Genomic DNA, 20,208 nt, shown 5'->3' with positions numbered 1-20,208 from the left:
GAAGAGAATTCTTACCAAGCAATGCCCCCATCAAATAAACAATGATTTTATTTTGAACCTCAATGTATAGTAGCAACAAAGAAATAACTTTAGACATCAAGTTTGCCGCCTCCTTTGTTTGAGTAATTTTTTGAATGGTCAACTAAAAATTACCCTTAAATTGAGGGGGTGGCAATACCTTAATATAAATTTTTCAATAACAACAAGGTTTTTGACACAATAATCTATAAAACTTTTGACAATACGATTAATTACGTGGAGGGTAAAATATGACTTTAAGTCAATGTCATATTGGAGATAAAGTAAGGGTGAAATCCTTACGTATGAGTGAAAACAAATCAAAACGATTAATGGATATGGGTTTAATACCGGGAACCACTTTAGAAATTCTGAGGGTTGCACCATTTGGGGATCCTGTTGCGATCAAACTACGAGGTTTTCAGATTAGTTTCCGTAAAAGTGAAGCGAAAAACATCATAGTAGAAGCTATCTAACAGAATGGTGGGATATGTAATATGACGGTTTTTGTATTAGCGGGAAATCCAAATGTTGGAAAGACCGCTTTATTTAATTTATTAACTGGTACTAGGCAACAGGTCGGAAATTGGTCTGGTGTAACTGTTGAAAAAAGATTTGGAGTAATGAAATATAATCAATCTGTCCATGTGGTAGATTTACCTGGAGTGTACAGCTTATCACCTTTTTCAGCAGAAGAAAAGGTAGCAACTCGTTATCTGATAAATGAAAAGATAGATACACTAATTAATATCGTTGACGCTTCCAATTTGGAGCGCAATCTGTATTTTACTATCCAGTTATTGGAGTTCGGTAAGCCGATTGTAATGTCATTAAATATGATGGATGTCGCGAAATCTCGTGGCATTAAAATAGATATACTAAAAATGCGGGAACGATTAGGAATCCCAATCATTCCGATGATGGTCCGTAAAAGCGAAGGGATAGGGGAATTTCTTAAAACCTTAGATATGCCAATAAAATCTCTAAATTTTAAAATTAATTATAATCAAAAAATTGAAGATGCTATAGGGAAGATCGAAAATTTGATTACTTCTCTTCCTCAGTCCAAACAACATAATTCTAGGTGGGTAGCACTTCAATTACTTGAAGGGAATACCGAAGTCAGAGAATTGTTCAAAAAAGAAGATATTTTGTCGAAAGTAGATAGTATAATTAAGGAATTAGGATTTTACTTAGAATTATCTGTAGCACAGACTATTAGAGAAGAACGTTTTCGTTGGATCGGAGAGTTACTACAAGAAGTGGTTACATTCGATTATGTAAAGGAGAAAACATGGACAGAAAGAATTGATGCTGTTCTCACCCATAAATGGCTTGGGATACCGTTGTTTTTACTATTTATGTTTTTAACTTTTCAAATGACTTTTACATGGGTTGGGACACCTTTGCAAGATATTTTAGATGACTGGATAAGTGGACCTTTTTCAGAGACAACTGCACGCATTCTTACTTCCATAGGTGCTGATCAATGGTTGATCCAATTAATCGTTGACGGAATTATTGCGGGAGTTGGAGGAGTTTTAGTTTTCGTACCACAAATCTTTGTACTGTTTTTAATTATCTCATTTCTTGAAGATTCTGGTTATATGGCACGGGCCGCCTTTATTATGGATAAGGCGATGTCCAAAATAGGTTTAAATGGTAAGGCTTTTATTCCGTTGTTTGTTGGATTTGGGTGTAATGTACCGGCCATAATGAGTGCAAGAACGATTGAACAACCTAAGGAAAGGTTAATTACTATCTTATTAAGTCCTTTTATGTCTTGTACTGCAAGATTACCTGTATATGCTTTGTTTATCTCAATTTTCTTTGTTAAATATCAAAGTCTTGTTATCTTTTCGTTGTATTTACTAGGTATTATTGTTGCTATAATTTTGGGATTGACATTTAAAGAATTATTCAAAAAGGAAGAAGATAGTATATTTATTATCGAACTGCCACCATACCGGATTCCAATAGTGAAAAGTTTACTTCTAAGTACTTGGGATAAAGGGAAAAAATTTTTGAAGAAAGCCGGTACTGTGATCTTTGGTATGTCGGTGGTACTTTGGTTTTTAGCTAATTTTTCTTGGAGCGGGATGGTGGAGATGGATGAGAGTTTGTTAGCCGATCTAGGTAAACTTATAGCGCCAGTTTTTGCCCCATTGGGATTTGGAACATGGCAAGCCGGAGTATCCTTAATCAGTGGATTTGTGGCGAAGGAAATTATTATTTCAAGCCTGTCAATAGTTTATGGGGCTGGTGGAGATAGTATTGCACATTTGACGACAATAATACAAAGTGTTTTTAATCCTGTATCTGCTTATGCTTTTATGGTTTTTGTATTACTATATACCCCTTGTATGGCGACTTTAGTAGTAATGAAAAAAGAGATTGGGTCTTGGAAATGGCCTTTATTTTCTTTAATGTATAGCTTTTCAATTGCTTGGATTTTTTCATTTGTTGTCTATCAAATAGGTAGTTTATTTATCTAGAAAAGAATAGATATTACATTATAATCGAAAAGAAGGGATATCAATGATTACCTATTTTATATTATCATTAATTCTTGGTTATAGTGGTTGGGTTTTATATAGTTCTTTTAAAAATAAAGCCAAGGGTAAATGTGATTCTTCTTGTTCTGAATGTTCTACGAGCAATAGTTGCAATACTGATTCAGAAATTACCAAAATCGATTTTAGATAAAGTTGCGTTATTAATTAACCATAATTAGATGATTGGGTGAATGTAAGATGGACGACTTAACCTTTGTTACAGATATTTTAAAAAGATTTGGAATAATTATTTATACTGGAAATCGTTATGATGATATTATCTTGATAGAGATGGAGATAGAGGATTTATATCAGTGGAAGATGATTTCTGATGAAGAATATATTAAAGCAAGGACCATTTTAAGAAGAGAATTTAATAGTAGATAATAAAAAAATAGATGATTGGTTCTTAAATAAGATTTTTAAAGAAATAAGAAATCATGAAAGATTCCTTATTTCTCCCTTGTTTTATCATTTACTATTTTTAAAGTAAAAACCAATCCCGACCCATACAGCCGCTCCAAAGATAGTAATTAGTGCTCCGTTAAATCCGTATAATTTGTAAATGTAAATGCTTGAGAGTAAAGAGACGGTTGCTACGACCATACTTGAGAAGAAAGCAGCCTCTTTGTCCAAAAAAGATTCCTCCCTTGTGTGCCTATTTTATTACTAAGTAAATATTATCATATATTACTTTTATATAGTAATTTTTTGTAAAGATAAGACCACCCGTTAGGGTGATCTTATTGCAATTGCCGCATTAACGACTCCTGCGCCTTGGGCAAAGGAGGAGATATTTTTCAGACGGATTGCCGAACTTTTAAGCACTTCAGCTAGTTCATAGGTGGATAATTGACGATATCTACTTAGTATAAGAGCCGCTACCCCAGTTACGTGGGCAACAGCCATTGAAGTTCCGCTCAGTTCTCTAAATGAGTTATTTGGCCAGGTAGAAATGATTTTTTCACCGGGAGCAGCAAGGTCTACTTGTGGTCCAATGGTACTAAAATTTGATATTTGATTTTTTTCATTTATAGAACTTACCGCTATAGTTTCATCAAATTGGGCAGGATATTCAATTCTTCCCCGTGTTCCTTTATTACCAGAAGCTGCTATCATCAAAACTCCAGCTTGCTGAGCTCTTATAATCGCTTCTCTAAATGTAGGACTAGGTTCGTTAAACCCAAAACTCATATTAACAATATCCATCTCATTTTCGATACTCCAGTCGATCGCTTTAATAATATCCGATAGCTTCGCTGTACCATCTTTATTGAATGCTTTAATAGCAAATAAATCAACTTTAGGAGCAACCCCAACTACTCCGTATTCATTATTTACTGCACCAATAGTCCCAGCGACGTGGGTTCCGTGGCCATTGTAATCATACGGTGATAATAGTGGATTAATAATATTAACTCCACCTTTGATATTTCGTTCTAAATCCGGATGATCAAAAGCAATTCCTGTATCGATAACGCCAACGCGAACACCTTTTCCTTGAGAATAGTACCAAGCTTTTTGGGCACCTACTCTTTCAATTCCCCATGGTATCATTTGAGTTTTGGGAACTATTTTACCTTTGAATGGAATAAATATTTGAACATCAATATCATCTTCAATTTGAAAAACATCAGGGTGATGGCGAAATTGTTCAGCAAGAGAGTTTTTTGGGAATAAACCAATAAATGCATTTAATTTCTTAAGATATTTGAGATTAGTAATTTTAGAATTTATTAGATCATGATAGCAGCGAAAAGGCGGAACTTTAGGTTTTACAAATAATATTTTATTAATATATTCTCTTTGTCCTGGATGATTTCGTTTTCTAGGATCAAAAGGTGGAAACAATGGAGGAGGAGTCATGATAAAGAACTCCCTTCTAATTTTTTCTTTTTTTCTTTTTTGTATGTTCGATGGCTTGGTTAATCTTTCTTGCTTGTTGATCTGTTAACAATTTTTCTTTAATGAGAAAATCTATTGCGTTTACAGGATTGCCTGATCTCTTTATTTCATCGGCTAATCTTTCCAATTGATCTTTACTTGCTGGAGCATTAGTTGTTTTTTGAACAAATTCTAAAAATCCTTCGGTTCCTTTTGTCTCTTTAACTTTTTTGGCATCATTTAAAAATTTTGTTAATTGATCTTCGGTCATAATTTTTTGTCCCATTAGAGAATTTATTAAATCTACAAAATCTTTTTTTGATGGTTTTTGTTGAGTCACAAAACATTCCTCCTTTACAATATAACTTACTATTAAAATTGAATTTTGGTGATGGGATAAGGCCTATAATTAAGGAAAATAGAAAAAATGGGCAATTTAGCAACTTTTTTAGCACAAATGGGCGAAACGTAACCAATTTTAGGTCATAGCATATAATGAAGATTTTAGATAAGAGCAAGTTGAGGAGGGACTTAAAAAAGTGAGCTCAAAATCTAGTTTGAAGCAGAAGCGACCTAATACCCCACGAAAGAGAACACCACGAACCTTAGTGTTGGAGTCCAAAAATGAACCAAAATTACCAGCTGTAATATCAGAAACATTTAACTTAAAAAATTTTGATCTGGTTGGAAAAATTGATGATATGAGGATATTAACAAAAGAATTATCAATTATTGCGAGACAGATAGAACAGTGGATGAATATTGCATATACAATAAGCATGGCATTTAAGGATAATGGAGTATTAAAAGATGTTCTTAGGGCCTTATCAAATATCAGTGCTGGAATTAATCAGAGTTCTGAGAATAAAGCTGAAGTAGTAAATAATCCTCCACAAAGAGGGAGTCATCCTATAATGCCGTTTCCATTTCCAATGTTTGGGCAAAATGATGGTTTAGATAGTCAAGGTTCGAGTAAACACGAAAATAACACAAATAGTACTCAAGAACCAAATCCTTTTAGCAATATTAATATATTTGAAATCCTTAATAACCCAGCTTTTAAAGAAATAATGTCGAAACTATTCCAACAAGAAAAGTAAAATATTTATTAAGCAAAAAAGAAGAAAGCCGAAATTGATTCGGCTTTCTTCTTTGTGAAAATTGATGAGCCCATGCTATTTTCTGGAGGTTATTACCCCCAAAAAGGAATTTGTTATAACGCTGATCCATTAAAATCTTCAGGAAATAACAACCAAAATATGATGATTAATGTTAATATAAACAGTAAAAGGTGTTTAGGATTAGACCACATTGGTAGCAACTCCTAACTTTTTAAATCGTACATTGTACAATTCCTTTACTTTCAATCTATGTTTTAGTAATTTTTTAGGTATTAGGACAGATACCCATTTTACAAAAAATAGGCATGTCTCAAAGATGATATTTTTGGTATTATATAATAATAAAAAAGATGTTAGTAAAGGAGAAATTCCATGGAGTATATAATAGTGGTTTTAATAGGTTACCTTATAGGTTCAATACCGACGGCATTGATAGTTTCTAAGAGGAAAAATATCGATATAACAAAGCACGGAAGTGGCAACATTGGAGCGACGAACTCCTTTAGGGTTCTTGGTAAGAAATCGGGGATATTAGTGACGATAATTGATATTTTAAAAGGGGTAATCCCTACACTATTTGTTCTTTTCTGGCAGGGAGAATTGATGGCCGTTATCGTTGGAATTGCTGCAATTATCGGACATTCCTTCTCAATGTACGTCAAATTTAAAGGTGGTAAGAGTGTAGCAACAAGTGCCGGAGTTATGCTTGTATTAAGCCCACAATCCATTTTTGTTGGGGTAGTGGTTTTTGCAATAGTTTTATTTGTTACTAAGTATGTTTCCTTATCATCGATGATGGCTGCAATATCTGTTGCTGTCTCTGTCTGGTACATTGAGCATTTATTGGCAATTAAGATAGCGGTTGCTTTTATTAGTGCTTTCATCATTGCTCGTCATCATAGCAATATTAAGAGATTGATACAGGGTAAAGAAAATAAAGCATTTCAAAAAAAAGATAATTAATAGTGAGAGGAGTTAATCTTTGAAAATATTCGGCCAATTGCAAGAGCTATCACATCAATACGACGATCCAATTCAATACTTTTTACAAGTTGATCAAGAAAGGATTAATCTTAATCAATTTCTTGGTACAAATATAAAGTTAAAGTTTTTAGATAAAATAAATTGTATCTATTGTGGTAGAAAAATAAAAAAATCGTACAATAACGGATTTTGTTATCCCTGTTTCAAAAAATTGCCTCAAAATGATTTATGTATTGTAAAACCTAACTTATGTCATTTTGAAGGTGGAACCTGCCGTGATAATTCATATGGTGATCGTCAATGTATGGTACCTCATTATGTTTATCTAGCTCTTAGCAGTGATGTGAAAGTTGGATTAACAAGAAAAACTAATTCAATTAAGCGTTGGATCGACCAAGGGGCGATTCAGTCAGTACCAATTGCTGAGTTGCCAACAAGAAAAGAAGCCGGTGAACTTGAATTTTTATTATCGAAATATTTACCTGATAAAACTAACTGGAGAAAGATGCTAAAAGGCGAGATATCAAATAAGGATATTTTATCCGTTAAAGAAGAAATAACTTCATATATTCCAGAAAAATACAGCCCCTATATACTGCAAAAAGAAGAGATTAGAGAATTTAAGTATCCTATCTTAGAATTTGCCCCGGAAAAAATAGTTTCAATTACTTTTGACAAACAGTCGGAATTAGCAGGGCGTTTGCTAGGAATAAAAGGACAGTATTTGTTATTTGATGTTGGTGTTTTAAATATTAAAAAACACGCCGGTTATAATATTGAAGTGGAATTTATCTAATTTAACTAAACTCCCTTAAATGGGAGTTTTTTTATTTTGGCTATCCAATAATTTTTCCTTCTATCAATTGGACTTGCCCCATATATATTCAATAGGAATTAATGAAGAACACATATTGAGATGAGTTTTAATGTGTATTAAAGGGGGCAAACCATGGTTCGTATGATATTTTCGTTATTGATACTTATATCCTTTTTTATCATTATTCCCGATCATGTGTTTGCTGAAGATGAACAAGAGATTTATCAATTGTTATTAAAAGGTGAAAGAATTTTGAAAAAACGAGATTTCATTGTTGAAGATAAACCAACTGTTTACCTGACATTTGACGATGGTCCTAGTTATTTAACAACCAAAATTTTAGATATTTTAAAAGAAGAAGAGGTAAAAGCCACTTTTTTCGTACTAGGTCAGGCAGCCGAGCAAAATAAGCAGATTATAAAAAGAATAGTGGCCGAGGGACATTCAATTGGCAATCATTCATATACTCACCGTTATGAATATATCTATAAGGATTTTTTCAACTATTGGCAAGAAATCCAGATGACAGAAAAAGTTATCTATGATATTACTGGAGTTAGAACTTCTTTAATTAGAACACCTGGTGGTACATATAAAAATTGGGATAGCTTTTATTTTTATTATATGGACCGTGCTGGTTATCTCGTTTATGACTGGAATGTTGATAGTGGAGATTCCAAAAGAAAAGGGGTACTGCCAGAAGAAATTATCAATACGATAAAAGGGTCGGTACGTGAAAATAAACTAATTGTCCTGATGCATGATGGTTCAGGGCATTTAAATACTGTAAAAGCTTTACCATCGATAATTCATTATTATAAAAGTTTGGGATATCAGTTCAAGCCTTTAACAGAAAAAGTGGAACCAATTTTATTGCCAAATGTGGCTTCTCGTTGGAAACGTAATGATCTATTTGAATTTCGGAATCAATTTGTCAGAAACATAAAGAAGAAACAAAGGATTGTTTATGCTGCTAAAAAGATTGAAAAATATTTTGAACATGAATCTAAATTAGAACAGCGGGATAATGAAGGTGGCGATGGTAAAGTTATTGAAAAGATAATAAGTGAAGTATCAAAGATGCAACAGGCTAGATTATTACTTATAGGTCCATATGATAAAAAATATGGTAAAATTATTTATTTTAATGATGATGATTGGTGGATATCTATAGAACAGCTAAAAGAAATCTTTGATATAGATTTTGATGTTGATCTGAAGACCCAGAGCGTAAGGTTATTTATCAATGGACAAAAAAAATCTTATGAACTAAAAGTAGTGGGTTATGAATTGTTCATTCCCCTTTCACCAATATTAAAAACATTAGATCTAAAAGTATATTGGAAACAAGAAGATAATCTTTTGGTGGTATTAATTGATTCGAAAGAAAGTCTATTTGTATTGGGAAGACCATCAAGAGAAAAAGGTGAAAAAGCTGGGAAAATAAAACTAATGATGGTTAATGCTATCTATTGGCTAATATTTGAAGCCCCTAAAACATCAATTCCTTTTCCTTTGTGGTATTATAATTTTGAATATTCATAATGAGTAGTAGTGAGGGAAGGAATAAATATGGCCTGGTTTGATCGATTTGCTAAAAATTATGATAGTTGGTATGAAACTAAATTAGGCAGATTTGTCGATGAAGTTGAGAAAAGACTAATAGCTGAGTTAGCCAATTTTCAAAGTGGAGAAAAAGTACTAGATATTGGAGCAGGTACTGGAAATTATTCAATTTGGTTGGCAAAAAAAGGTTTGCATGTTACTGCCATTGATCAGTCTACCCCGATGATGGAACTGGCAAAGAAAAAGGCTTATAAAGAAGGATTAAGGATTGACTGGGAGATTGCTGATGCCCATTCTTTGCCTTTTTCTGATGAGAGTTTTGATTTAGTCATTTCTGTTACTGCAATAGAGTTTATGGAACATCCAGATACTGTTTTAAAGGAAGCTATGCGCGTACTAAGACCAAAGGGTAGGTTGGTTATTGGATTGCTAACAAAGGATAGTGACTGGGGAGAATTGTATCAAAAAAATTCTCAAAAAGATTCGGATAGTGTTTTTAAAAAAGCTCATCTTTATACAGAGCAAGAGCTATTCCAATTATTACCCCAGACTTTTAAATTAAAAAAAGGATTATATTTTCCACCACAAAAGGAGTTTGATATTAAAGCTGCTTGGAATATAGAAATTGCTAAACAGCGAGAACAGGCAATAAGAGCAGGTTTTTTTGCACTACGTTGGGATAAGGAGTAGATAAGGATGATTTCATGTCAAGTTGCATTATATCCACTTGCCACTAAAGATTTTAATAGGATTATTATCGAGGCATTAGAAAATACATCATGTATCTAATTATTTAATTATTTTGTATAATGGGAGACAAAGAATTATTGAGGGGGTTGCTAAATGGATAAAAGATTACAATTGTTTAAAGAGTTAACAGAAGCTCATGGTGCGCCAGGATTTGAAAAGCCGGTAAGAGATATTATGCGTAGATATATTAGCCGTTATACAGATGAAATAATTCAGGATAATCTTGGTGGTATATTTGGGATTAAACGTGGAAATTCAAACGGTCCAAAGGTAATGGTAGCGGGACACATGGATGAAGTTGGGTTCATGGTTACAAGAATTACTAAAGAAGGATTTATTAAATTTCAAACCTTAGGTGGATGGTGGAGTCAAGTTTTACTTGCTCAACGTGTCAGTATCTTAACCCCAAATGGCGAGGTGGAGGGGATAATTGGTTCATTACCACCCCATATTTTGCCTGATGAAATGAGAAGAAAACCGATTGATATTAAAAAGATGTTTATTGATATTGGAGCAAAAGATAAAGAAGATGCCGAGAAGATAGGGATACGTCCCGGACAACCAATCGTACCTGTAACTCCTTTCAGAGTAATGGCTAATAACAAGAGGTTGATGGCAAAGGCTTGGGACAACAGATACGGATGTGCTATGGCGATTGATCTATTAGATTCAGTGAAAGATCTGAACTTACCAAATACATTATATGCTGGTGCCAATGTTCAAGAAGAGGTAGGATTACGTGGTGCTCAAACTTCGGCAGAAATGATTAATCCGGACATTTTCTTTGCCTTAGACGCGGGACCAGCAGGAGATATGCCCAACGCTCCTGAAGAGGCAATGGGTAAATTAGGTGATGGAGTAATAATACGTATCTATGACCGTACTTATGTTACTCATCGGGGAATGCGTGATTATTTACTTGATACTGTAGAATCTTTAGGAGTTAAATATCAATATTATGTTTCCCAAGGAGGAACTGATGCTGGGCGGGTACATCTTCATGGTAAAGGTGTCCCTTCAATTGTAATTGCAATTCCTTCTCGCTATATTCATAGTCATGCCTCAATTATTGACTATGATGATTATTTAGCCGCAAAGGAAACGCTAACTACATTAGTTAAAAACTTAGATAAGTCGACATACGAAACCATTTTAAAAAACGTTTAGAGATATGATGGATCGAATTATTGAAGAAGTGAAGGAAATTTTAAAAGAGGAGATGCTTTTTGAGTCAACAGGTCATGACTATTGGCACGTATTAAGGGTTTACAATAATGCCTTATTGTTAATAAAAGAAGAAAGCCAAACTCATCAAGTTAATGAAGATGTGATTAGGTTAGCAGCATTATTACATGATATTGGCGACTATAAAATCACAGGTTCTGAAACTGAAGAAATTGAAAAGCCTATAGCCATCCTTAATCAATTACGAGTTGATAAAAAGATAATTGAGCAAGTTGTTCAAATTATAGGTGAGATCAGTTTTCGTAAACAAAAAAATAAATTATCATCTATAGAGTCTCAGATAGTTCAAGATGCTGATCGACTAGATGCTATTGGTGCGATTGGAATAGCTCGTGCCTTTGCATATGGTGGAGCAAAAAATCGGGAAATATGGAATCCTAACGATCCTCCTAAAAAAAATATGTCTAAAGAAGAATATATAAATAACAAAGGAAACACCATCAATCATTTTTATGAGAAACTTTTGTTATTGAAAGATCAAATGAATACAAAAACCGCAAAAAAGATAGCTGTGCGAAGGCATCAATTTATGGAAATGTTTTTACAGCAGTTTTATGCTGAATGGAATGGCGATAGGTAATTTAATCACATTTTATGGCAGGATGAAATTAGAATAATGGGAGTTATAAAGGGGAAAGGTAGGAATACTCAGAGCAAATCCTTACTTAAAGGGAGTGTAGGTATGGGGATAACAGCTGTGCTTATTTTTACTTTCCTCTTTTTCTTTTCCCAAGTGTATAGGCGATATTTAACAATCAATAAGTCAGAAGTTATCAATAAAAAGTCAAATGTAATTTATTTGCAAATGGATGGGTCTGAATTAATTCTGTACAAAGGGAAAATAAAAGAATTAATCAAAGATTACCATAAATTCTTAGCCGAGATGGATATTGTTGTATATAGTAAAAGTTTATTTATCGGCTTTATAAATCATCATCGTAAACAAAGTATATTGGAGATCCCGGTTAAAGCTATCCAATCAGTTAGATTTGAACCAAATAAAATTACGATTCAATGTTTACAGGAAGTAGCTGGTACGAAAAAGATAATAATAAAGGGTGCTTCTACCCAACAATTATATACCTTATCTAGAAAGTTAAACTTTATTTTAAGAAGATCGAAAAAGGCTTCAGTAATTTAGGAAAATATTGTTATCAAGAAATATAAAAATAACATAAAAAAATTGTTGACATAAAATCATTATAGGTGATATGATACTATCATGTTGAAATTAAAACGTTAACGTTGAAAAGTGAATAAGTCGTTCTCTTATCTAGAGAGGTGGAGGGACTGGCCCGATGAAACCCGGCAACCTATCAAAGTTTTTATTTGGTAAGGTGCCAATTCCTGCAGGACAAAATGTTCTGAGAGATAAGGGAAGGATCGTCTAATATTTTAGGTCCTTTCTGATGCTTTCAGAAAGGACCTTTATTTTTTAGGAATTATAGTTCCTCTAAGTCGTATTTTGTAACGTGCTCACCTTGTCTGTTTCACTCCCAAAAGCCGCACTTTTACAAAATACTACTTAATCAACTAGAAAAGAAAGTGGTGTAGTTAGGTTGATTAAACTAAATAATGTTCAAAAAATCTATGACAACAACAAACAAAGGGTGACCGCCTTAAAAAATATTAACTTAGAGATTAAATCCGGTGAAATTTACGGCATCATTGGATACAGTGGGGCAGGAAAAAGTACCTTAATTCGCTTAATTAACATGCTAGAGAATCCTACTGCGGGGGAAATATGGGTTAATGGTCAAAGGATGGATCGTTTAAATAATGAGAAATTACGTTTAGCTAGACAAAAAATCGGAATGATTTTTCAAAACTTTAACTTGCTTTCATCAAGAACGGTACGTCAAAATATTGCCTTTCCCTTGGAAATAGCAGGATATCCTAAAGAGAAGATTGATAAGAGGGTATCTGAATTAATTAAGTTGGTAGGATTAACAGAGCGAGCAGATGCCTATCCATCTGAATTGAGTGGAGGTCAAAAACAAAGGGTTGGGATAGCAAGGGCCTTAGCAAATAATCCTGAAGTCTTACTATCTGATGAAGCCACATCTGCATTAGATCCTAAAACTACTGAATCAATTCTGAATTTACTGTGGGAAATAAATAGAAAGTTTGGTATTACAATTATTCTAATAACCCACGAAATGCATGTAATTAAAAAGATATGTCATCGTGTTGCCGTAATTGATGGTGGAGAAATTGTTGAGGAAGGACCAGTAACTGAAGTATTCGGTAACCCTAAAAAAGAAATAACGAAAGAATTTGTAAAACAAGTACCGGTACTTAGTGGTAATGACTAAAGAGATGGGGTGTAGATTTTGCTTGAATATAGAGAATTAACTCAATTACTTGAAGCCACAATTGAGACACTTTATATGCTTGGGTTGTCTGGCTTATTGACTGTAATATTGGGCATACCTTTGGGAATCATGTTATTTCTTACCGATAAGGGACAATTATTAGAAAATAGTACCCTAAATAGGATTATTGGATTGATTGTAAATGTATTTCGCTCCATTCCCTTTATTATTTTAATAGTTTTAATTATGCCACTTACCCGTGTGATTGTGGGAACGACGATAGGACCTACTGCGGCAACAGTACCTTTAATAATCGGAGCAACACCATTTTTTGCTAGATTAGTAGAGACTGCTTTAAGGGAAGTGAATAAAGGTGTTGTGGAGGCGGCCATTTCAATGGGTGCCAATGTCTTTCAAATAATTTGGAAGGTTTACTTACCAGAGGCATTACCTTCAATCTTATCTGGAATTACTGTTACCTTAGTTGCTTTAATAGGTTATTCAGCGATGGCAGGTGTCGTAGGGGGTGGTGGTTTAGGTAATATGGCTATCGTTTATGGTTATCAGATGTATAATACACCAGTTATGCTATCGACTACTTTTGTGATTTTATTACTCGTGATATTTATTCAATTTTTAGGAGATTTTCTTGCAAGAAAAATAGATAAAAAATAAGAGGAGATGAAAATAAAATGAAAAAATTAATTTTAATATTAACTATCGTAGTATTAAGTTTAAGTTTAGTAGCATGTAATTCTTCAGAAGTGGATTCAACTGATGAAAATCAGGAAACTAAAACAGAGTTAATAAAATTAAAAGTAGGGGCAACCGCTATTCCACATGCAGAGATTCTTGAAGAAATAAAACCATTACTAAAAGAACAAGGGATTGATTTAGAAATTATTGTTTATCAAGATTACGTTCAACCTAATATTCAATTAGCAGAAGGAGAACTCGATGCCAACTATTTCCAACACATCCCTTATTTTGAATCCTTTACAAAAGAACGTGGTATCAATAATTTAACTAATATAGTTAAAGTACATCTGGAACCGATTGGAATTTATTCAAGTAAAATTGATGATTTATCTAAATTAAAAGATGGTGCTTATGTTGCCATCCCTAATGATCCTTCAAATATGGGAAGATCTCTAGCGTTATTAGAAAAAGCAGGTTTAATTAAACTAGAAGAAGGGGTAGGAATAAAGGGTACAATAAATGATATTGTAGAGAATCCAAAGAATCTAGAAATCATACTATTAGATGCGGCAATGTTACCTAGATCACTAGATGATGTGGACATTTCCGTGATAAATACCAATTATGCTTTGCAAGCAAATTTAAATCCGGTGAATGACTCCTTGTTTATTGAGGGATCTGACTCTCCTTATGCCAACGTATTGACCATTAGGACAGAGGACAAAGAAAAAGAAAGTATTAAAAAATTGGCTGAAATTTTGAATTCTGATACTGTTAAACAATTTATCGAACAAAAATATAATGGAGCTATCTTACCAGCTTTTTAAAACAATAATAGTAAACTCCCCTATTTAAAGTATTAAAAGGGGAGTTTTTTAAGTTATTCTTAATCATTTTTGCATAGAATAGTAGTAGAAAGGAGGAAAAGAATTGAAAAGATTCTATCAAGGATTTGTTATTTTTCTTTTTACATATGGTATCTTAATGTACATATATTTGTTTAATGCTAAGCAGGAGTTGCCAAAGGAGTATGTTAATGGACCTGCAGATCCGGCTACCTTTATGTCTATTGATCAATTAAGGATAGCGACAGTTTATTCGAGAATTAAAGATTTTTTATTTTTTATCGGAATACCTTGGGAATGGGCAATTTATCTTTTGATTTTAGGACTTGGCCTTTCAGCTAGTTTTCTCAGTATTGCCAAAAGAGTTAGCAAAAAATCCTTCTTAGTGCAATCAGGAATTTATGTAGCTATTTTAAGTGTATTTGTGACAATTTTGCAGTTCCCACTTTATTATTATTCCTATAAAGTTTCGAGAGATTATGGTATAAATATTCAGTCTGTAAGCTCGTGGTTAGCTGATAAGGGAAAGGGATTTTTGTTAGATTTATTTTTAACTATTCCGATGGTTTGGTTACTGTATGTAATGTTAAGAAAATCACCAAAAAGATGGTGGTTGTGGTTTTGGTTAATATCTATTCCGCTAACTGTTCTGCTCTTTTTTATCCAACCGGTAATTATTGATCCAATTTTTAATGATTTTCAATATTTACAGGATCAAAATTTAAAGGAAGATATTTTAGCATTAGCTAGAAAAGCAGATATTCCTACTGATCAGGTCTATCAAGTAAATATGTCAAAAAAAACCACCGCCCTTAATGCTTATGTTACGGGGATTGGAGCCAATGCTAGAATAGTTTTATGGGATACAACATTAAGTAAGTTGAATAAAGATGAAATTCTTTTTATCATGGCTCATGAGATGGGGCATTATGTATATCGACATGTCTATTGGATGCTTTTAGGCTTCATTTTATCGTCGTTGTTTATCCTTTATCTTGTAAATAAGCTTATTAATTGGCTAGTCAAAAAGTATGGTCATCTATGGAGAATTAAGAGTGTTGGTGATATTAGTTCATTACCATTATTTTTACTAGTATTATCAATTTTAACTTTCTTGATTTCTCCAATAGAAAATACGATTTCCAGGGAGGCAGAGCGTGCGGCGGATGCCTACGCCATTTCGATAACCCATGATAAAGAGGGAGCGATTAGTGCTTTTCAAAAACTTGCCGTGGAAAGCTTAGTCGAACCCAATCCACCAAAGATAGTTAAATTTTTTTTATATTCTCACCCAACTATGGTAGAAAGAATATATACCTTAAACAAATATGAATAAAATAATGGTTATTCATTCATAATTATTATTGGATCGATTTTAAGAGTTTGGATTATTTTGTATTCGGGTAAAATGGTGAACAAATGAAGAATATTTTCTATGTTTGGGGTAATACCCCAATTTATTTTTACTTATAAACTTGACTAATTTAGTCAGGATTATAAAATATATAGTGTAGATAAAATTGACTAATTTAGTCAGGATTATAAAGTTTGATAACTTTATGTCTTTATTAAATAGGTTGATGATGAATGGAAGTTCTTGTAGATAGATAGTGAAATAAAGAGTGGAGGAATGTTGAAATGTCTCAACCAAAATTAACCATTGAAGACCTTCAGGTTTCAGTAGAAGGGAAGAAAATTTTAAAGGGGCTCTCATTAGAAATCAAAGGTGGCGAAGTACATGCTATTATGGGACCAAATGGAACAGGGAAAAGTACTTTAGCTTCAACTCTGATGGGACATCCTAAATATAAAGTTGAATCGGGTTCTGTTACATTAAATGGTGAAAACGTTTTAGAAATGGCTACTGATGAAAGAGCAAGAAAGGGTATTTTCCTTGCAATGCAGTATCCAAGTGAAATTAGTGGTGTAACAAATGCTGATTTTCTTCGCAGTGCAATTAATGCACGACGTGGAGAAGGTAATGAAATATCTCTAATTAAGTTTGTTCGTGAAATGGAAAAGAAAATGTCTTTTCTAGAGATGAAAGAATCATTTGCCCAAAGATATGTTAACGAAGGTTTCTCTGGTGGAGAGAAAAAACGTAATGAAATACTACAAATGATGATGTTAAAGCCACAAATTGCGATTTTAGATGAAATCGATTCAGGACTAGATATAGATGCCCTTAAGGTTGTTGCAAAAGGTGTTAATGAGATGAAAGGGCCAGAAATGGGAGTTTTAGTAATTACTCATTATCAAAGATTATTGAATTATATCAAGCCAGATTATGTTCATATTATGATGCAAGGTAGAATTGTTCGTTCTGGTGGACCGGAATTAGCAGAAAAACTTGAAGCAGAGGGTTATGATTGGATTAAAGAGGAACTTGGAATTGAAGATGAGACAGTTAGTCAAAGGTCTTAATTTGGATAAGGAGGGGAATAGGGATGTCTGTAACGATTAATACAAACTTCGATGAAAATTTAGTAACTCACTTATCCAATGTAAAGAAGGAACCAGAATGGATGTTGGATATACGCTTAAAAGCATTAGAAGTTTATAAACAGTTACCAATTCCACGTTTTGAAAAAACTAGAATTGATAAGTGGAATATTGATCAATTCGAGTTTTTTATTGATGAAGGTGATGAAGGTAACCAGGTTGATATTCCCGAGGATATCCGGTCAATGATTGATGTGAATACGGAGAATCGGAGCGTTATCATTCAGAGAAACTCTGCATTGGTGCATCATTATTTACCAAAGAGTTTGGGTGATCAGGGAGTTATTTTTACGACTCTAGATAATGCGCTACAAGAATATCCTGATTTAGTAAAAAAATATTTTATGAATGCTGTAAAATTTGATGAAAATAAATTAACCGCTTTACACGCTGCGCTTTGGAATGGTGGGGTATTCCTTTACGTTCCTAAAAATGTTGAGATTGAGTTTCCACTGCAATCAGTATATTTAGCTGAAAAAGCTGGATTGCTACCACATGTTTTAATCATTGCGGAAACAAATAGTAACCTGACGTTTGTGGATTATCGTTTTTCTACTGATCATAATGTTTCATATATTCATAATGGAGTGGTAGAAGTTTATGTAGGAGAAGGAGCTAGGGTTCGTTTCGCAACTGTTCATAACTTCAATAAAAATTCTTACGATTATTCTTATCGTCGAGCGATTGTTAAGAGAAATGGACGGATTGAATGGGTTATGGGTGAAATGAACTTTGGAAATACTATTTCCAATAACACTAGTTTATTAAAGGATTCTGCAGCGAGTGCGGATATTAAGTCTATATTTATTGGAACAGGAAGACAGAAGGCTGATTTAGAATCTAAAGTAATTCATGAAGGTGACCATACAGAAAGTAAAATTCTTTCACGTGGGATAATGTTAGACCAAGCAACTGCAATATTTAATGGTATAACTAAAATGGAAAAGGGTGCGGTAAAATCTAATGCCGAACAAGCAGAAAATATCCTTATGTTGAGCAAAGAAGCTCGTGGGGATGCTAACCCAATTCTACTGATTGATGAGCACGATGTTATGGCTGGTCATGCAGCAAGTGCCGGTCCAGTAAATCAAAATGATATTTATTATCTGATGTCACGAGGAATACCAAAGGACGAAGCTGAAAGATTAATTATTCATGGGTTTTTAGCCTCTGTTGTTTCTAGGATTCCAATCGAAGGATTACAAGAGCAATTGGAGAAATTGATTGAAAGGAAGTTAAAAAGATGATCGATAAAGAGATCCGAAAGCTATTTCCTACGTTGAATCAAGAGATTAATGGACATCCATTAGTCTATCTAGATAGTGCAGCTACTTCACAAAAGCCAATACAAGTAATAGAAGCGATAGATAATTATTATCGTAAAATTAATTCAAATGTCCATCGTGGAGTGCATACTCTAGGTACTTGGGCGACAGATGCCTATGAAGGTGCTAGGGAGAAAGTAAAAAATTTTATCAATGCAAAGTATGTTGAAGAAATTATTTTTACTAGAGGAACTACTTCTGCGATAAATTTAGTTGCTTCAAGCTATGGACGTTCATACTTAAAAGAAGGTGATGAGATTGTAATTACTTATATGGAACATCATAGCAATCTCATTCCATGGCAACAAGTAGCGAAAGTTACTGGTGCTACTTTGAAATACATTCCATTACAGCCTGATGGTACAATGAAAATTGAGGATATTAAAGCAACAATCACTGATAAAACCAAGTTTGTTGCCATGACTCAGGTTTCTAACGTACTTGGCACGGTGAATCCGATCAAAGAAGTAGTTAAAATTGCTCATTCCTATGGGGCAAAGGTACTAGTTGATGGAGCTCAAAGTGTACCTCATATGAAGGTAGATGTACAGGAACTCGATTGTGATTTTTTAGCTTTTTCGGGTCATAAAATGAGTGGGCCTACTGGAATTGGTGTGTTATATGGCAAGAAGGGAATTTTAGAACAAATGGAACCAGTAGAATTTGGTGGAGAAATGATAGATTTTGTTGATCTATATGATTCAACATGGAAGGAACTACCTTGGAAGTTTGAGGGTGGAACTCCGATAATAGCTGGAGCTGTCGGCTTGGGTGCGGCAATAGATTTCCTTCAATCAATTGGTATGGATGAAATAGAAAAGCATGAGCATGAATTGATAAAGTACGCTATGGAAAAAGTTGACTCGATTGATGGAATTACCATATACGGTCCAAAGAAAAATCATAGCAGTCTAATAACATTTAATATGGATGGAATTCACCCCCACGATGTAGCAACCGTATTAGATACGGAAGGAATTGCAGTGAGAGCGGGGCATCACTGTGCACAGCCATTAATGAAATGGCTGAAAGTATCAGCAACAGCAAGAGCTAGTTTCTATCTTTACAATACTAAAGAAGATGTAGATGCATGGATAAATGGATTAATAAAAACAAAGGAGTATTTCGGTTATGTCTTCTCTTGATGAGTTATATCGTAGGGTAATCATGGATCACTATCAGTCACCTCGAAACAGAGGAGAAATCGAGGATGCAGATGCAACTATTCAATTGAAAAACCCAACTTGTGGTGATCAAATAAGATTGCAAATGAAAATAGATGATGGCAAAATTATTGATTGTAAATTTGATGGAGAAGGTTGTTCTATTAGCATGGCTTCTGCTTCGATGATGACAGAAGCCATTAAAGGATTAGATGTAAATGATGCTTTAGATCTGGCTGATCGTTTTTCTAAGATGATGTTAGGAAAAGATGTGGATACGGAAGATTTTGAAGATATTGAGGCATTACAGGGTGTGTGCAAATTTCCTGCACGAATAAAGTGCGCTACCCTTTCCTGGAAAGCTATGGAAAAAGGGATTAATGAATGTGGTTGTGACCATGATCATAAATAGTCACATT

General features: G+C 33.7%; 23 protein-coding genes, 1 pseudogene and 1 riboswitch. Of the genes and pseudogenes, 21 read left to right on the top strand and 3 right to left on the bottom strand.

Features of this window, described 5'->3' with window-relative positions; all coding sequences use genetic code 11:
• Positions 1-269 precede the first annotated feature (269 nt).
• The 4 genes from BHF71_RS06305 to BHF71_RS06295 are packed head-to-tail and all read left to right on the top strand — an operon-like array spanning position 270 to position 2,960.
• Positions 270-494, top strand: coding sequence for a FeoA family protein (locus BHF71_RS06305; protein ID WP_069656814.1), 225 nt, complete (start codon positions 270-272; stop codon positions 492-494).
• Positions 495-515: 21 nt separating this feature from the next.
• Positions 516-2,513, top strand: a complete 1,998-nt coding sequence (gene feoB, locus BHF71_RS06300) for a ferrous iron transport protein B (RefSeq protein WP_069656813.1) — start codon at positions 516-518, stop codon at positions 2,511-2,513.
• A gap of 43 nt (positions 2,514-2,556) precedes the next feature.
• The gene (locus BHF71_RS12580; RefSeq protein WP_084024320.1) at positions 2,557-2,724 is read left to right on the top strand and encodes a FeoB-associated Cys-rich membrane protein; all 168 of its coding nucleotides are present in this window, start codon (positions 2,557-2,559) and stop codon (positions 2,722-2,724) included.
• A 47-nt stretch (positions 2,725-2,771) separates the two neighbouring features.
• Positions 2,772-2,960, top strand: a complete 189-nt coding sequence (locus BHF71_RS06295) for a YqgQ family protein (protein WP_069656812.1) — start codon at positions 2,772-2,774, stop codon at positions 2,958-2,960.
• 84 nt (positions 2,961-3,044) lie between these two features.
• Here BHF71_RS06295 and BHF71_RS12080 read toward each other — a convergent pair whose 3' ends face one another.
• From BHF71_RS12080 to BHF71_RS06285, 3 genes are all read right to left on the bottom strand, one after another.
• Positions 3,045-3,209, bottom strand: coding sequence for a hypothetical protein (locus BHF71_RS12080; protein WP_176717320.1), 165 nt, complete (start codon positions 3,207-3,209; stop codon positions 3,045-3,047).
• A gap of 96 nt (positions 3,210-3,305) precedes the next feature.
• Positions 3,306-4,439 carry a S8 family peptidase gene (locus BHF71_RS06290; RefSeq protein ID WP_069656811.1) on the bottom strand — a complete coding sequence of 378 codons (1,134 nt, stop codon included), beginning with the start codon at positions 4,437-4,439 and terminating at the stop codon, positions 3,306-3,308.
• A 16-nt stretch (positions 4,440-4,455) separates the two neighbouring features.
• Positions 4,456-4,797 (bottom strand): hypothetical protein, encoded by a 342-nt coding sequence (locus tag BHF71_RS06285; protein WP_069656810.1) that lies wholly within the window; start codon positions 4,795-4,797, stop codon positions 4,456-4,458.
• 199 nt (positions 4,798-4,996) lie between these two features.
• On the opposite strand from BHF71_RS06285, the gene BHF71_RS06280 reads away from it, so the two are divergent.
• From BHF71_RS06280 to sufU, 17 genes and pseudogenes are all read left to right on the top strand, one after another.
• Complete coding sequence (locus BHF71_RS06280) at positions 4,997-5,557, top strand: hypothetical protein (protein ID WP_069656809.1); 561 nt, start codon at positions 4,997-4,999, stop codon at positions 5,555-5,557.
• Positions 5,558-5,950: 393 nt separating this feature from the next.
• A complete protein-coding gene (gene plsY / locus BHF71_RS06275) occupies positions 5,951-6,541 on the top strand; it encodes a glycerol-3-phosphate 1-O-acyltransferase PlsY (RefSeq protein WP_069656808.1) in 591 nt (196 codons plus the stop codon).
• 19 nt (positions 6,542-6,560) lie between these two features.
• Positions 6,561-7,358, top strand: a complete 798-nt coding sequence (locus tag BHF71_RS06270) for a DUF2797 domain-containing protein (protein WP_069656807.1) — start codon at positions 6,561-6,563, stop codon at positions 7,356-7,358.
• 153 nt (positions 7,359-7,511) lie between these two features.
• Positions 7,512-8,924: a polysaccharide deacetylase family protein gene (locus BHF71_RS06265; RefSeq protein ID WP_069656806.1), complete on the top strand. Its 1,413-nt coding sequence runs from the start codon at positions 7,512-7,514 to the stop codon at positions 8,922-8,924.
• A 27-nt stretch (positions 8,925-8,951) separates the two neighbouring features.
• Entirely contained in the window at positions 8,952-9,635 is a 684-nt protein-coding gene (locus tag BHF71_RS06260) for a class I SAM-dependent methyltransferase (protein WP_069656805.1), read from the top strand.
• A 6-nt stretch (positions 9,636-9,641) separates the two neighbouring features.
• A complete protein-coding gene (locus BHF71_RS11840; RefSeq protein ID WP_141705343.1) occupies positions 9,642-9,734 on the top strand; it encodes a YkoF family thiamine/hydroxymethylpyrimidine-binding protein in 93 nt (30 codons plus the stop codon).
• 54 nt (positions 9,735-9,788) lie between these two features.
• Positions 9,789-10,862, top strand: a complete 1,074-nt coding sequence (locus tag BHF71_RS06255; protein ID WP_069656804.1) for a M42 family metallopeptidase — start codon at positions 9,789-9,791, stop codon at positions 10,860-10,862.
• A 4-nt stretch (positions 10,863-10,866) separates the two neighbouring features.
• Complete coding sequence (locus BHF71_RS06250; protein ID WP_069656803.1) at positions 10,867-11,520, top strand: HD domain-containing protein; 654 nt, start codon at positions 10,867-10,869, stop codon at positions 11,518-11,520.
• 102 nt (positions 11,521-11,622) lie between these two features.
• Positions 11,623-12,081: a hypothetical protein gene (locus BHF71_RS06245; RefSeq protein ID WP_141705342.1), complete on the top strand. Its 459-nt coding sequence runs from the start codon at positions 11,623-11,625 to the stop codon at positions 12,079-12,081.
• Between the two features lie 125 nt (positions 12,082-12,206).
• Positions 12,207-12,318, top strand: a riboswitch (SAM riboswitch).
• Positions 12,319-12,499: 181 nt separating this feature from the next.
• Positions 12,500-13,231: pseudogene (locus BHF71_RS06240) on the top strand (methionine ABC transporter ATP-binding protein); the annotation flags it as partial.
• Positions 13,232-13,273: 42 nt separating this feature from the next.
• Entirely contained in the window at positions 13,274-13,930 is a 657-nt protein-coding gene (locus BHF71_RS06235; protein WP_141705341.1) for a methionine ABC transporter permease, read from the top strand.
• A 17-nt stretch (positions 13,931-13,947) separates the two neighbouring features.
• The gene (locus tag BHF71_RS06230; protein ID WP_069656799.1) at positions 13,948-14,781 is read left to right on the top strand and encodes a MetQ/NlpA family ABC transporter substrate-binding protein; all 834 of its coding nucleotides are present in this window, start codon (positions 13,948-13,950) and stop codon (positions 14,779-14,781) included.
• 103 nt (positions 14,782-14,884) lie between these two features.
• Positions 14,885-16,135: a M48 family metallopeptidase gene (locus BHF71_RS06225; RefSeq protein ID WP_084024318.1), complete on the top strand. Its 1,251-nt coding sequence runs from the start codon at positions 14,885-14,887 to the stop codon at positions 16,133-16,135.
• Positions 16,136-16,437: 302 nt separating this feature from the next.
• Positions 16,438-17,223, top strand: coding sequence for a Fe-S cluster assembly ATPase SufC (sufC, locus tag BHF71_RS06220; protein ID WP_069656798.1), 786 nt, complete (start codon positions 16,438-16,440; stop codon positions 17,221-17,223).
• A gap of 23 nt (positions 17,224-17,246) precedes the next feature.
• Positions 17,247-18,548 carry a Fe-S cluster assembly protein SufD gene (gene sufD / locus BHF71_RS06215; protein WP_069656797.1) on the top strand — a complete coding sequence of 434 codons (1,302 nt, stop codon included), beginning with the start codon at positions 17,247-17,249 and terminating at the stop codon, positions 18,546-18,548.
• Entirely contained in the window at positions 18,545-19,771 is a 1,227-nt protein-coding gene (locus BHF71_RS06210; protein WP_069656796.1) for a cysteine desulfurase, read from the top strand. Before sufD ends, BHF71_RS06210 begins: the two co-directional genes overlap by 4 nt.
• Entirely contained in the window at positions 19,758-20,201 is a 444-nt protein-coding gene (gene sufU, locus BHF71_RS06205; protein ID WP_069656795.1) for a Fe-S cluster assembly sulfur transfer protein SufU, read from the top strand. Before BHF71_RS06210 ends, sufU begins: the two co-directional genes overlap by 14 nt.
• The last annotated feature ends 7 nt before the right edge of the window (positions 20,202-20,208 follow it).

The organism is Vulcanibacillus modesticaldus, from assembly GCF_001730235.1.
In the GTDB taxonomy this organism is placed as follows: Bacteria; Bacillota; Bacilli; order Tepidibacillales; family Tepidibacillaceae; genus Vulcanibacillus; species Vulcanibacillus modesticaldus.
This window is presented reverse-complemented; position numbering and strand designations above follow the sequence as displayed.

What these genes read in the sequence shown, in the direction of transcription:
- BHF71_RS06305 (WP_069656814.1), top strand. Translation starts at nt 270, where the DNA reads ATGACTTTAAGTCAATGTCATATTGGAGATAAAGTAAGGGTGAAATCC.
- feoB (WP_069656813.1), top strand. Translation starts at nt 516, where the DNA reads ATGACGGTTTTTGTATTAGCGGGAAATCCAAATGTTGGAAAGACCGCT.
- BHF71_RS12580 (WP_084024320.1), top strand. Translation starts at nt 2,557, where the DNA reads ATGATTACCTATTTTATATTATCATTAATTCTTGGTTATAGTGGTTGG.
- BHF71_RS06295 (WP_069656812.1), top strand. Translation starts at nt 2,772, where the DNA reads ATGGACGACTTAACCTTTGTTACAGATATTTTAAAAAGATTTGGAATA.
- BHF71_RS06290 (WP_069656811.1), bottom strand. Translation starts at nt 4,439, where the DNA reads ATGACTCCTCCTCCATTGTTTCCACCTTTTGATCCTAGAAAACGAAAT.
- plsY (WP_069656808.1), top strand. Translation starts at nt 5,951, where the DNA reads ATGGAGTATATAATAGTGGTTTTAATAGGTTACCTTATAGGTTCAATA.
- BHF71_RS06265 (WP_069656806.1), top strand. Translation starts at nt 7,512, where the DNA reads ATGGTTCGTATGATATTTTCGTTATTGATACTTATATCCTTTTTTATC.
- BHF71_RS06260 (WP_069656805.1), top strand. Translation starts at nt 8,952, where the DNA reads ATGGCCTGGTTTGATCGATTTGCTAAAAATTATGATAGTTGGTATGAA.
- BHF71_RS11840 (WP_141705343.1), top strand. Translation starts at nt 9,642, where the DNA reads ATGATTTCATGTCAAGTTGCATTATATCCACTTGCCACTAAAGATTTT.
- BHF71_RS06255 (WP_069656804.1), top strand. Translation starts at nt 9,789, where the DNA reads ATGGATAAAAGATTACAATTGTTTAAAGAGTTAACAGAAGCTCATGGT.
- BHF71_RS06250 (WP_069656803.1), top strand. Translation starts at nt 10,867, where the DNA reads ATGATGGATCGAATTATTGAAGAAGTGAAGGAAATTTTAAAAGAGGAG.
- BHF71_RS06245 (WP_141705342.1), top strand. Translation starts at nt 11,623, where the DNA reads ATGGGGATAACAGCTGTGCTTATTTTTACTTTCCTCTTTTTCTTTTCC.
- BHF71_RS06230 (WP_069656799.1), top strand. Translation starts at nt 13,948, where the DNA reads ATGAAAAAATTAATTTTAATATTAACTATCGTAGTATTAAGTTTAAGT.
- sufC (WP_069656798.1), top strand. Translation starts at nt 16,438, where the DNA reads ATGTCTCAACCAAAATTAACCATTGAAGACCTTCAGGTTTCAGTAGAA.
- sufD (WP_069656797.1), top strand. Translation starts at nt 17,247, where the DNA reads ATGTCTGTAACGATTAATACAAACTTCGATGAAAATTTAGTAACTCAC.
- BHF71_RS06210 (WP_069656796.1), top strand. Translation starts at nt 18,545, where the DNA reads ATGATCGATAAAGAGATCCGAAAGCTATTTCCTACGTTGAATCAAGAG.
- sufU (WP_069656795.1), top strand. Translation starts at nt 19,758, where the DNA reads ATGTCTTCTCTTGATGAGTTATATCGTAGGGTAATCATGGATCACTAT.